General features: G+C 42.8%; 14 protein-coding genes. 5 read left to right on the plus strand and 9 right to left on the minus strand.

The genetic code is table 11. From position 1 onward, the window contains the following. Nucleotides 1-447: 447 nt before the first annotated feature. Together AAC006_RS11965 and AAC006_RS11970 are read right to left on the minus strand one after the other, a co-directional pair. Nucleotides 448-951: a hypothetical protein gene (locus tag AAC006_RS11965; protein ID WP_339891415.1), complete on the minus strand. Its 504-nt coding sequence runs from the start codon at nucleotides 949-951 to the stop codon at nucleotides 448-450. Between the two features lie 29 nt (nucleotides 952-980). Next, nucleotides 981-1,223, minus strand: coding sequence for a DUF2798 domain-containing protein (locus AAC006_RS11970; protein ID WP_339891417.1), 243 nt, complete (start codon nucleotides 1,221-1,223; stop codon nucleotides 981-983). A gap of 160 nt (nucleotides 1,224-1,383) precedes the next feature. Between AAC006_RS11970 and AAC006_RS11975 the strand changes: the two genes are divergently transcribed. Beyond that, complete coding sequence (locus tag AAC006_RS11975) at nucleotides 1,384-2,301, plus strand: LysR substrate-binding domain-containing protein (RefSeq protein ID WP_339891419.1); 918 nt, start codon at nucleotides 1,384-1,386, stop codon at nucleotides 2,299-2,301. A 455-nt stretch (nucleotides 2,302-2,756) separates the two neighbouring features. Here the strand turns inward: AAC006_RS11975 and AAC006_RS11980 are convergent, their stop codons facing one another. Beyond that, the gene (locus AAC006_RS11980) at nucleotides 2,757-3,191 is read right to left on the minus strand and encodes a DUF1499 domain-containing protein (protein ID WP_339891421.1); all 435 of its coding nucleotides are present in this window, start codon (nucleotides 3,189-3,191) and stop codon (nucleotides 2,757-2,759) included. Between the two features lie 295 nt (nucleotides 3,192-3,486). Between AAC006_RS11980 and AAC006_RS11985 the strand changes: the two genes are divergently transcribed. Then, entirely contained in the window at nucleotides 3,487-3,867 is a 381-nt protein-coding gene (locus AAC006_RS11985) for a glutaredoxin domain-containing protein (protein WP_339891422.1), read from the plus strand. A gap of 60 nt (nucleotides 3,868-3,927) precedes the next feature. Here the strand turns inward: AAC006_RS11985 and AAC006_RS11990 are convergent, their stop codons facing one another. Then, nucleotides 3,928-5,631 (minus strand): protein adenylyltransferase SelO family protein, encoded by a 1,704-nt coding sequence (locus AAC006_RS11990; RefSeq protein ID WP_339891424.1) that lies wholly within the window; start codon nucleotides 5,629-5,631, stop codon nucleotides 3,928-3,930. A gap of 243 nt (nucleotides 5,632-5,874) precedes the next feature. On the opposite strand from AAC006_RS11990, the gene AAC006_RS11995 reads away from it, so the two are divergent. Continuing rightward, nucleotides 5,875-6,231, plus strand: a complete 357-nt coding sequence (locus tag AAC006_RS11995) for a HopJ type III effector protein (protein ID WP_339891426.1) — start codon at nucleotides 5,875-5,877, stop codon at nucleotides 6,229-6,231. A gap of 4 nt (nucleotides 6,232-6,235) precedes the next feature. Here the strand turns inward: AAC006_RS11995 and map are convergent, their stop codons facing one another. The 4 genes from map to AAC006_RS12015 all read right to left on the minus strand — a co-directional run bounded on the left by map (nucleotide 6,236) and on the right by AAC006_RS12015 (nucleotide 10,093). After that, nucleotides 6,236-7,006, minus strand: coding sequence for a type I methionyl aminopeptidase (map, locus tag AAC006_RS12000; RefSeq protein ID WP_339891428.1), 771 nt, complete (start codon nucleotides 7,004-7,006; stop codon nucleotides 6,236-6,238). Then, nucleotides 6,999-7,205, minus strand: a complete 207-nt coding sequence (locus AAC006_RS12005; RefSeq protein WP_057792933.1) for a ParD-like family protein — start codon at nucleotides 7,203-7,205, stop codon at nucleotides 6,999-7,001. Before AAC006_RS12005 ends, map begins: the two co-directional genes overlap by 8 nt. A 152-nt stretch (nucleotides 7,206-7,357) precedes the next feature. Continuing rightward, nucleotides 7,358-8,734 carry an amidohydrolase gene (locus tag AAC006_RS12010; RefSeq protein WP_339891429.1) on the minus strand — a complete coding sequence of 459 codons (1,377 nt, stop codon included), beginning with the start codon at nucleotides 8,732-8,734 and terminating at the stop codon, nucleotides 7,358-7,360. A gap of 6 nt (nucleotides 8,735-8,740) precedes the next feature. Further along, a complete protein-coding gene (locus AAC006_RS12015; RefSeq protein ID WP_339891430.1) occupies nucleotides 8,741-10,093 on the minus strand; it encodes a nucleobase:cation symporter-2 family protein in 1,353 nt (450 codons plus the stop codon). Nucleotides 10,094-10,190: 97 nt separating this feature from the next. Here AAC006_RS12015 and AAC006_RS12020 point away from each other — a divergent pair, with 97 nt between their 5' ends. Both AAC006_RS12020 and AAC006_RS12025 read left to right on the plus strand, forming a co-directional pair. Further along, a complete protein-coding gene (locus AAC006_RS12020) occupies nucleotides 10,191-11,075 on the plus strand; it encodes a LysR family transcriptional regulator (protein WP_339891432.1) in 885 nt (294 codons plus the stop codon). 151 nt (nucleotides 11,076-11,226) lie between these two features. Then, on the plus strand, nucleotides 11,227-11,718 hold the full coding sequence (locus AAC006_RS12025) for a VOC family protein (protein WP_339891433.1): 492 nt from the start codon (nucleotides 11,227-11,229) through the stop codon (nucleotides 11,716-11,718). A 52-nt stretch (nucleotides 11,719-11,770) separates the two neighbouring features. Here AAC006_RS12025 and AAC006_RS12030 read toward each other — a convergent pair whose 3' ends face one another. Then, nucleotides 11,771-12,652 carry a TauD/TfdA family dioxygenase gene (locus tag AAC006_RS12030; RefSeq protein ID WP_339891434.1) on the minus strand — a complete coding sequence of 294 codons (882 nt, stop codon included), beginning with the start codon at nucleotides 12,650-12,652 and terminating at the stop codon, nucleotides 11,771-11,773. Nucleotides 12,653-12,660: the final 8 nt, after the last annotated feature.

The raw sequence follows: 12,660 nt of genomic DNA on the forward strand, positions 1-12,660 counted from the left end.
CTGCCGATGTATTGCTGAGCGAAATGTGTACAGCAAAGATCAACAGGCCTTAGCACTTTTAATTAATGTAAATCTGTAGATAAGAAAGAGAGGGGCCAGAACTGAAAGGAATATTCCCCATCCGAGACCGAGTATGAATCCTCGAACTTTGTTTTCTTCTAGTTTAGACGCGATTGCTAAGTTCAGCACACCTGTAACCAAACCCATAAAGATCAAAGTGTAACCTGCGACAGTACCATCGATATCATAGCTTCCATTCCAAAACTCCATCTTTAAATCCTTCTATTAATCACTAATGATAGGTGCATGTATGAATTTCCCCTAGTTCAGTAGACACATCATAACCATAATTTGGAGTGGAATTGAAACTGATTCCTTGACGACCGCTCTACGTACGTTTCAGCCCCAAATGTGCCAATAGTAGATATGGGCAAAGTACAACGATTCTTAACTATTACGTTTGTTCACGATAAATATACCAAGAGAAATGAACATCACTATTAGCGTCAACAGTGGCGGCTTGGATTGAAATGGTAATACTTCAGCAGGTACGTTTGGCAATAAATGAACATAAACGGCAACAGTCATAATTACTACAGTTAACAATGTTGCGCTCTTAAGTAACGTATCAGCGCTCCTTGCGGGGATTAACTTACCTTTGGCTAGTGCAAGTAAATACAGTACACCAGCAGTGATTTCACCCATTTGCCCTGCAAATTTGGCGAGTTTAGGCAATGGCAAGCCGCTTAGCTCAATTTGAGACGCGAACATAGTTGCAAAAGGTTCAAAGAACTTTGCTGTTCCACCTAACACCATAAAACCGCCTAATAACGCAATAGCGAAGGTTTGAACCTTGTTTCCTGCACTTGCGTTTGAGCGAAAGAGGTAAGCTATTGTGATTAATGCCATTACGCTAATCATACTAACTTCCAATACAACTTGAGTATTCATAAGGTTAAAACTCCAATCTAGAAAGAAACCTATGCTTCTTCTGGCTTCAAAAGGAATTTAGTAACAAACAACCTAACGATAGGTGCCACTACAGCCAAAAGTAATAATGCAGGCGGTACTACTTGCGCAATAGCAGCCCCCCAAGCACCAAAGAAATCTCCATCAAGTGGTAAATTACGATAGGCCATTATTCCAGACATTCCCAATAACATGGTTGGTAACACCATAGACATCATTAATGGATATTGAAATTTACGTGGAAACTTTTTCATCTTTAACTCCAAAACTATTCACTTAATTTAGTCACTGCGACTAATCAATGGATCTATTCTAACCACCCATCATTAATTCAAAAATAGACAATAATGAGTTTTATAAGTACAAATATGTAATCATTAACTAACTGCAACTCTAAAGATGAAAGATGGATATATGATAAATACAAAGCAAATGACAAATTTATATTGGTTTTGCTTATCTGTTGAATTTGGAGGGTTTGCAGCTGCAAGTATCAAGGCTAAAACCTCTGCACCTACGGTTTCTCGGTCAGTTGCTCATCTTGAAGAATTGCTTAATGAAAAACTTCTTCATAGAGATGCGAAAAACTTCAGACTGACCAACGCTGGAGAAGAGGTCTACAAGAAGTTTTCTCATGTTTTCGCTCAACTAGATGAACAATGGCTCAGCTTATCAAATAGCCAAGGAGAACTTACTGGAGATATTCATATATCCTGTCCAGAGCCTTTTGCTGATTTCTTTTTACAACCGCTAGCCATAGAGTTTATGAAACAGCACCCTCAAGTGAATATTTTCGTTCATTTCGCTTCCGATGCTGAAGGCTTTATCGATGAGCAAATTGATTTAGCAATAGTAACTATGCCAGCTACATCCCCAAATTTGGTGCAAAAACGCTTATTCGAGGCCGAGCTAGCCTTGGCTGCTTCTCCTGAGTATTTAAAACATCATCCTGCTCCGCAATCGGCAGATGCATTGTTAGACCACCGACTTTTGGCAGGAAATAACTTTCCCTATTGGCACTTAATAGAGGAAGGAAAGACGATAAAAGTCCCCGTAAAACCAAAGTATGCAATTAATAGCTTGCGTTTAAATATTCAGGCGGCTGTGGCTGGAGCAGGTATATGTTTATTACCTAAAGTGGCACTAAAGCGTTTAGCTAAAGATAACAAGTTAACTCCTATTTTACCCACGGTAGAGTGCCCCAAAGGAACCGCATACATTGTCTGGGCTGACAGGAAAATGATAGCGTCCCGTGTAGTAGCTTTTCGAGATGAGGTTTTTAATCAAATGAATACGGGGGCTGATAATCTCTGGGGAGCGATGTTTAAATAAGTGCTGCCACTTTATTTATGAAGCTAAAAAAAGAAACCGACCTGTGGAAAGGTCGCTTTATACGATACATAAACTAGCAGATATTACTGCGAAAACTTTTTAACGGTTACGGGATTTTGAAAGCGTTTCTAATGTCCGCTTCACGTACACAAGAGACTGTCAGCTTTGGTAATCACACTAATCTACATAAATCTACTTGGATTAGCTCATTTCAATCCTTGGAGGGACCTTGACTCTGTCACAAACCTCTGTCACATTGAATGCATACTTACTCACAGACCACGAGTTCTGTAGGCTTCAGTTTTGTGGAGGAGAATCTCTCTCTCCGCCAAATAAACAAAAAAGCCCCGTTTTCTTTGCGAAGAGCGGGGCTTTTTTGTGTCTGTAATTCTATGTTTTATAAACACTTGAATAAACAAAATCCCTTAGTTATTTGGGTTTTATAGTATTCAGTATCACTGTGCGAACAGAGCTTTAATCTTTTTCATTCGCGCTTTGTTTACGCCAAGATCGGAAAGGCCCAGCCGCGATGCCGATCTAAAGTCAATCTGCGTCCTACCACCTTGTTCTTGTGAAAGTAAAAATTCAACGTCATCTACAAAACCAATTAATTGCGACCTAAATTCTACTCTTATGTAGTTACTTCGTTCTTCAATTATTGTGGTTCGAGGTAGGGAATTAACAATGCCAACTAGTTTTTCTCTTGCTTTTGCCCTTGAACCCTCAAATATAATAGGTGCATTATCTTGAGAGTCATTATCCATACTGCTAAAGCAGTTAGGGGTAATAGGGCAGTCCTTAAGCGTTTCTCCGCTTACACCTAGTTCGGGTGGAGTAACAGAGCAACCGACAAGAGGTAACGAACAAAGTAGCAAATACCGCTTTTTCATAATTTCTCTTTTTGTTTGAACATCGTTTTATACTACAGGTACAGACTAGCACATGTTTTTCCCGCTTTTACTATTCAGCGGTCTGCGTGTTGTTTGTTTGGTGTTTAGCCCGTAAGTAGTGTTGGCATATTATGTTTCAAACTCAGCTTATCGACATACCAAAATTAAAGCCCTTTTGAATGAGTAGATTTGTACAAACGATACATAAATAAATTTCATGATCTTAATTATCAAAGAGCGGCATCAAGTAGTACAATCGCGTTTTTGTTTCATCATTTGTTAGTAGAGCCGTAAAATGAAATTCTTTATCACCCTTATTCGCAACTTACTTGGGGCTATCATTGCATTTGTCGATGTAATAACCCGTGGCACTAAACTAAAACGTTCGCCAGAAAAACAAGTGCAGGTGGCAGAAGAAAGCCAAAAATTGGCTTTATACCAGTTCTTTGGTTGCCCTTTTTGCATTAAAACTCGCCGAGCAATGTACAAGTACAATGTGCCCATTCAAAAGCGAAATGTGTCAGAAGGTTCGCCGTATAGGGAAGAGTTGTTACAAGGCGGCGGAAAAATTCAAACGCCATGTCTTCGAATTGAAAATAACGATGGCGTTGAGTGGTTATATGACTCTAAAGCAATTATCGGCTACTTAGAAGCGCGCTTTGTTGAAGCAAAGTAACCGCACGCAGTAGTATCTAACTTCACTGTAACTGCTGGCCCTACAAATAGGGCTCACCTTCTACGAAGAACAGCTGTAGTGGGAAATACCGCCAGCACCAAAATATTCTCTAGGGCGCAAACGGTAGTAATCACTTTCTGTTTGCGCTGATTGTTCTTCATAGGGCTTGGTAAGCACTTCTTGTAGTGCTTGAATGCGTTCAAAGGTACCCACTTCCGCCTCTTTATACGCTGGCACTACTAGCCATTCACGCCAGGTAAACTTAGGGTTCGTAAGCTTCATTTTTGTCGCGCATTCGTTAATATCACCCGACTTTTCAAGTTGAGCTCGCCAATGTTGAAGCCATTCATTCCACTGGGAAATCATGTCTTCTTTTAACGGAGCATAAAAACTCGTTTTCAGCGCATCAACATCATTAGGAAGGTTAGATAGCTCTCTGAAAAAGTGGTTATAGTCCACCCCGGTGCGCATCATTAAGTGTAACAGTTGCAGTAAAAGGTCATTGTCGTAAACCGCAAGCCCGAGTTTTGCGGCCCACATGTTGTTCATTTTTTCTTGCATGACCGTGGCAAAGTTGCTGCTCACATCGCGCAATGCTGCTAGTTTATCTGGTGTATCGGCAAGCAATGGTTCGATGGCGCGACAAAACATAGCAAAGTTCTTTTCTGCTGCTACAGGTTGATTAAGAAACGAGAAGTGACGACCTCCGCCAGTCCATGGTTGGTAAGCAGGGTCGAACAACTCACAGAATCCAAATGGCCCATAATCTAATGTATATCCTCCCGCCGCGCAGTTGTCGCTATTGAAATTCCCTTGGCAGTAACCTACTCGAACCCAATGGGCCACAAGTGATGTGAGCCTGTCTTGAAACGCAGTAGCAAGGGCAACAAGCTGATCTTCAAAGGGTTGCGCTGTATCGATATCACTTTTATATTCACGTTCAATCAAATGTGCTGCCAACAGCTGAAGCTCTTTTAAAGCCGTAGGATGTTGGTTACTTCGCGCTCGTCTGCCAAAAAGCTCTAGCTGACCCACTCGAATAAATGAAGGGGCAACACGGGTGGAGATGGCCACAAGGTTTGGCACCATAACTTCTGGGTCTTGAGAGTTCGAGCCCTCTAAATACCAAGGCCTGTCGACAGTTTCCGACTGAGACATGAATAAACTAAGAGAACGAGACGTAGGAACGCCCAATGCGTGCATATGCTCTTGTACTAAGAACTCTCGCACACTGGAGCGCAATACCGCTCTGCCGTCTGCACCTCGGCAGTATGGCGTTCTTCCTGCGCCTTTCAACTGCATTTCAAAGCGCTTTCCACTGGTAACCGTTTCAAGCACAGAAAGGGCTCGACCATCTCCATACCCATTGCCCGTTGAAAATGGACATTGCTGAATATATTCGGTGCCATAAATAGACAGTGCGTAGCCGGTAGCCCACCCATAGGGCTTTATCTTGGCGGGAAGGGAAGACATGTCACCTGCAAACAAGCGCATGAATTCAGGGGTTTGAGCAAGGCTATTATCAAACCCTAATTCTTCAAAGAAAGTGTGGCTATGAGCAACGTATTTGGGGTTTTCTATGGGGGTTGGTGTTACCGGTACATAATGACCAGAGAATACCTGCCTTGGGTTATGCTCATTGCCGTCATCTTGCGCTTGTGGATCTACAACTAGGCTGTTAAGAAACGAATAATCAACGTAGTTTGCAAGGTCGCTAATAGTTTGAATTGGCTGTTCAGTTTTACTTTCTTGATTATCTAACATTGGCGCCTCTTTAAAACGTTTGATTTAAACGGCATTGTACTACATATGAATCTCGTTGCTTTACACTGCGATGAGTAAATGAAGTAGCACTGCATAAAAATGTTCGCCGATAAGCGGCATCATTAGCTATTGCTTCCAGGCTTAGCCATGAAAAACGCGTTCTTCTTGAATAAAAGCTGCTTGCAACCCTATAGATACGATTTTAAACTCTCATTTTTTTCAGATCCGTTACGGAAATTTTATATGAGCTACAATAATGTCGATGCGTTAACAAAGCACCTTAATGATTCTCCCGAAAGCGTTGAGTTTGGTGATGTTATTGCTCTTATCGATAGTGCATTTACTTTCACGCCAACGGCTTTTACCAATGGCGAAGTAACCAATGATGCTAACCAAAACAATGGTTCGTGCAAGTTACTCGCGCTAGGGCAGCACCTTCAACTTAGCCAAGGGCAAACGTTGGCACTGTTTGGTGGCTTCTATCGTGATGACGTTTTGAAAAATCCTGATGGTGATGACCACGCAAATATTCGCAATTTTATGCAGTCAGGGCATGAAGGCGTGAGTTTTGATACTTTCCCGCTATCCGTTAAAGGCTAGGCTTTTATCTGGTCTCAGAAGCCCTTAGCGTTAGCACTTCTGCGCCGGTCGCCGTTACCAATACCGTGTGTTCCCATTGAGCAGATAGCTTCTTATCTCTTGTCACAACGGTCCAACCGTCTTTTTTAAGCTTTGTTTTGTAAGTTCCTTGATTAATCATGGGCTCTATTGTGAATGTCATACCTGCTTCCAATTTAAGCCCAGTTCCCGCGCTACCAAAGTGGAGAATTTGAGGCTCTTCGTGCATTTCCTTCCCAATGCCGTGGCCACAATAATCTCGAACAACACTGTAACCATGTTTCTGCGCATGCTGTTGAATAGCAAAGCCAATATCACCAATTGTCGAGCCGTGCTTAACGGTGTCTATGCCTTTGTACATCGCTTCATACGTTACATCAATCAATCTTCTCGCTATGGGTGACACAGTGCCAATAGCGTACATTTTGCTGCTATCCGCAATATAACCATTTTTTTCAAGGGTAATATCTATGTTGACGATATCGCCATTTTTGAGCTTTTTGGCAGCAGATGGAACGCCATGGCAAACAACGTCATTCACAGAACTGTTAAGCACAAATTTATATCCGTATTGCCCTTTACTTGCGGGTCTCGCATTAAGGCAGTCAACAATGTACCGCTCTACAAAGCTGTCAATTTCAAGGGTGGTAATACCTGGGGCAATAAAACTATCTAGTTCACTGAAAACCTTTGCCAGTAATTTGCCAGACTCTCGCATGAGTGAAATTTCACTCGCTGATTTTATAAGGCTATTCACTGACTAACCTTACTGAAAATACGTTTTGAGAGCGCATCTCCAAATCAATGATCTGTTCGTAAGATAATTTAGGGTTTTGCTCTGCTAGCCGACCGACTTTCATCCAAAATTCTGCTTGCGAATTAATAGAGCGTTCCATAACCGCGCTGGTTTTACGCACCTCTTCATGTAGAGCATCAGATATTTTAACAATTCCCATAATCAATCCATATAATATATGCAATGCTACATAATGTACTAATGCGTATGTTATGTCTAACGAAAAGTAGTCAATAAGCGCAGATTAAACCGCGCTACTAAATGCACAAACTTGAGTTTGGTCCTTTAATTTATTGGTAGAAAGCCTTAAAACTATTCGGGCTCATAGAGGGCATTTTTCCCGCCACCTGACTGGTGAAGCCAGTTTTCTCTACGTGTAAATAGGGCAGGGGCTGCCACGTTAACCTTATCAATTAACGCATTGATATCGTGGTGAACGAGTTCACCATTTTCTACTACTATTTTACCTGCCACCATGGTCATATCCACATCTTGCCCTTGTACTGCATGCACTACATTATGGTGAATATTCATAAGCGGGCCGTCATCGATAAGGGGGGTCATTCGCGGTGTATCGGTACGAATGCTAATGATATCTGCTGATTTCCCCACTTCTAGCGAGCCGGTTACGTTATCCAATCCAAGAGCTTTGGCGCCATCAATGGTTGCCATGCGACATATGCTCCAAGCGTCTAAGGCGGCGGCGTCTAAATTAGAAAACTTAGCAAGTAACGAAGCGGTTTTCATTTCTTCAAACATATCCAAGTTGTTGTTTTCTTTTTCGCCATCAGTGCCTAATCCAACTGAAACGCCAGCGTTTAACATGGCAACTACTGGGGCTGCGCCAGAAGCGAGTTTCATATTACTCACAGGGTTGTGCGCTACCCCTATTTTCCGTTCAGCCATTAGCGCTATTTCACTGCTATCAGCCCAAACACAATGCGCTAGCAATGTTTTTGGCGCATTGAGTAAGCCGAACTTTTCCAATGCGTGAATAGGTCGAATATTGTAGCGTTCAAGCGTTTGCTCTACATCAAAATGACTTTCGTTACTGTGGGTATGAAAACCTACCTGATAGTCGCGACACATATCGCCTATGCGTGTAAGTGCTTTGGGCTCTGCATAGAATAAATGTTCTAAGCCTACCCATACGTGAATACGACCCTCTGCCTGCTGATGCCACGTATTAATAAGTGATTCATTACTGTCGAGAGTTTCGAAATAATTATGCTCTGGGTGCTCCGCAACATAAGGCACTAAACATGCTCTTATGCCTAATTGTTTCGCAGCCTCAGCACTACCTTCCATATAGCGCCACATATCAACAATACAGGTTGTCCCAGACATCAAGGCTTCTGCGTAGCATAGCCACGATGATAGACGTGCATCTTCTGGGGTTAAAACCCGGTGCATGGGGTCGATAAATTGTTGTAACCAGTCCCACACCGGCAAGCCTTCAGCTGTGCCGCGCAACATGCCTGAATGGCAGTGTGTATTAATTAAGCCAGGCATTAAAATACGCTTAGCCATACGAGTTATGTTTGCATGGGGATAGCGGGCTATTACATCATTTGCTTTTCCTATGTGCGCTATCTTGCCGTGCTCTACTACGATTGCGCCGTCTTTAATAACCGTATTTTCACGGTCCATAGTCACGATGTAATCTGCGTGATATAACATTTGAGTCATGATGGTTTACCTTTTTAAATCTTGATTTAATAGCGCGTTAAGCACAATAGCGGTACATACACTTAAAATAATGCCACTGTCGGTAAACACGTGGCTCCATTCAGGTAAATACTGAAAATAGGTAGGGGTAAGCATGGGGATTAAGCCAATACCTAAGCTTGAAGAAACAATGAGCAAATTTGAGCGTGAGTGATTGAACTCAACCTGACTTAAAATCCGCACGCCCATGAGTGCCACTGTGCCAAACATCACCATAGCGGCGGCGCCTAACGCGTATTGGGGGATAGAGGCAACAATAAATGCCATTTTAGGCACACAGCCAAGGGCAATTAAAATAAGCCCGCCCGCTGCCGTTACATACCTACTTTTTACTCCGCTAATGGTTACTAAACCTATATTCTGAGAAAAAGAGGTATACGGGAACGCGTTAAAAATTCCCCCAATCAAGGTGCCTAAGCCATCTGACCTAAGACCGCGAATAAGATGTGGTTGATCTACTTCTTTGTCGACAAGCTTTCCCAAGGCTAAAAACATTCCTGTCGACTCGACCATGGTGACCAACATCACCAAGCTCATTGAAACAATGGCAAAAATATCAAAAGTTGGCATCCCTAAACTGAGGGGCTTGATAATGTGAAACCACGATGCTTCATGCAACCCATCTAGTTTTACATCACCGAGTAACCAGGCGGAAAAGAAACCGATTAACATGGCCAATAGCACAGCAACATTGGCGATAAACCCGGTTGCAAACCTATTAATAACTAAAATAACGGCTAATTGTATTAAGCTAATAAATAGGTAAATGGGTTTGCCGAAGTCAGGGTTTGGCGAACCGTCCATTAACGTAGGGCTGCCTCCTGCAGACCACTCAATCGCTACTTTCATCAGGCTAATGCCGATGACTAACAACACAGATCCCGTGACTACGGGAGGGAAAAATCGGATAAATCGCCCCATGAGGGGAGCACACACAATGCCGACTATGCCAGAAACAATAATAGCGCCATAAATACCCGGCAAACCCAGATCTGGGTTCAGCCCTATCGCAATCATGGGGGAAATAGAGGTAAAGGTTACGCCCATCATGATAGGTAGTCGTATACCAAAGTATTTATTGCCAAAGCACTGGACCAGCGTGGCTAAACCAGCGGCAAATAAATCGGCATTAATAATAACAGACAGGGTGTCTTTGGGCAGTTGCAACGCAGCGCCTAAAATTAGCGGAACGATAATACACGCCGAATACATCACAAGCACATGTTGTAATCCAAGCAGGAAAGTATGCGAAAGGGGTAATCGTTGATCGACGGGGTGAACGTGACTGGTTATTTTTGTTGTGGCGTCATGGTTAGGCATTGCGTTCCTTATCAACATAGCAATATCACTAATTTACTCTGTCGAATTTCATGTGCAAAATGGGAACTATTAAAATTTTTAATACAACGAGCCGTAAATGCGTTTATCGTTAGAACAATTGACCGCGTTTTGTAGCGTAGCCAGTGAAAAGTCGTTCTCAGCCGCGGCAAGAAAATTAGGCAAATCTCAATCTGCGGTAAGTATTTCTGTGGCAAATTTAGAGATTGATTTAGGGGTAATCCTATTTGATCGCAGTAGTCGCTATCCTAGTTTAACCAATCATGGAATATCGTTATTACGAGACGCTGAAGCGATATTGCACCAATGTTCGTCTATGGAGAACCGTGCAAACAGCATAGCGTCTGAGCTTGAAAGCCAAGTGGTGGTGGCCATTGATGACGCTATTCCATTTCAATTGTTAAATCACAATTTAGCTGCGTTCGGGGAAAAATTTCCGTTTGTAGACTTAAATATACTGCACCCGTCTTCGCATTATGTACAACAGTCTATTGAACAAGGTGATGCTTCGTTGGGGGTGATGTGCGCGGGCACTAACTATCCACAACACCTCCACTTTAAGCGCTTGGGTAACATTACTTTCGTTAACGTGGCACACAAGAACCATCCACTTACTCGATTACCCCAAGTTAGCTTTGACGATTTGAATCGACATAGGCAACTGGTGTATCTGCCATTACGAGATAGCTTACCAACAAGCGAGTACCTAAGTGGCAGTAGTCAATGGCGCATGGGCAGCTATTTAGCGCTAATGAATACCCTTAGTGCCGGTATGGGGTGGGCTACCGTACCTAAGCAATTAATCATCGATTTGCAGCTACAAGATGAATTGGTTGAACTTGCCTTAACCTCTTATCCCCACACACAATGGACCGTTGGCGTTGATTTAGTCTGGTCTTCAAACCAACGTTTTGGCCAAGCGGTAGGGTGGTTACGAGATGCATTGGGGTTAACGCCTATTTAAACAGGCCGCGGGTTAACTTGTAATAGTGCATAGGTTGCTAATGGCTGTGCAGATAACGGCCTAAAATCAAGCTAATGGGCATATAAATGAAAGTATATTCTTTGGATTAATTCATTATTGGGGGGAATTTATTAACCTGAAGGATTAATCTATGAGTTACCCCAATACCCTTATTTTTGTCGACTTAACCGCTGACGAACCAGCTGCGGCGGGGGAGTTTTACGCTGATGTATTTGGTTGGGAAAACGATCCTCGTCCTATGGGCGTTTTTCATCGTTTGGTGCCTGGTGGCGTAATGCGTGACAGTGATGGCAACGATACCGCTATCGGTAATTATCACTTGGGTATTCACAAAGCCTCGAATGTCAGGCCTCATCCTAATCCAGAAGGGGTGGAGCCACGCACGGTATCAGAACACGGTCGTAAGTCTCGGGTTTGGATTTTAATTAGCGACGATGACAGTATTGAAGCTGTTTTAGACAGAGCGGTTTCTCGCGGGGCCACAGTGCTGTGGACAAATCATTTTTGGGCCGAGTTTAACGGGATTAACTCGGCCTTTAGAGACCCATGGGGCAATGAAATTATTTTATGGATTAAAGGTGGAGAGGACCCCCAAATACCGGCACATTTTACGCAAGAATAAGGGCGCTGCGATTACCTGTTAGGCGTTGCCTAACAGGTAACCTAACGTTGTATTAACTCTTCACTGCAATGGGCTTCTCTCCTTTAACCCAAAGTCGGTGGGCCATGCGCTGGTATTTTTTATCATCATATAAGGTGCCTGTGTGCAGCGTGCAGCGATTATCCCACATTAGTACATCGCCTTTTTGCCATTTGTGAGAATACACATACTTAGGCTGAGTAATAAATTCTACTAGTTCATCTACCAGTTTCATCGCTTCGTCGTCGTCCATACCAATAATATGTTTTACGGTGCCTGTACTTATCCAGAGTGCTTTACGGCCATCTTCGGGGTGCACGCGTATCATAGGGTGAATAACGTCGGGGTTTTCTCTACGTATTTCATCGGTAATTTCATAACTATTGAAGTCGCGGTTTTGAATGAAATGTACCAATGAATGATGAATTTTTAATGGGTCAAGTTGTGCTTTTTTACTCTCGGGAAGGTCTTCGTATGCCGCCACTTGGTCGGCTAATAAGGTCTCGCCTCCCTCATCAGGCACGGTTACCGCATACAACATCGTACACATGACTGGCTCTTCTTTATAAGAATAGTCAGTGTGCCAACCAAGGCCATCGTTATGTGCGCCTAGCGGTTCACCATTTTCGTCAAGCATGTTAGATATTTTAAAAATATGCGGGTAGTCAGGTAAACAAAACTTGGTTTGAGTGTGTAATTCTGGCTCACCAAATACCTTAATAAAACGCATTAAGTCATCAGGTTCCATGGTTTGATTGCGCAGCAAAATGGCACCGTGTTGTTGAAACGCGGTCGCCACTTTTTCTAACGTTGATTGATTTGCTGCCTGCAAATCAACATCAATTATCTGCGCGCCAAAATCGCCTTTTAGTGGCTTAATCGTAAGTGCATCGTTATTTTCTAAAGATGTTGTCATAGCTTTAC

This window comes from uncultured Alteromonas sp. (assembly GCF_963976965.1).
Lineage (GTDB): Bacteria > Pseudomonadota > Gammaproteobacteria > Enterobacterales > Alteromonadaceae > Alteromonas > Alteromonas naphthalenivorans.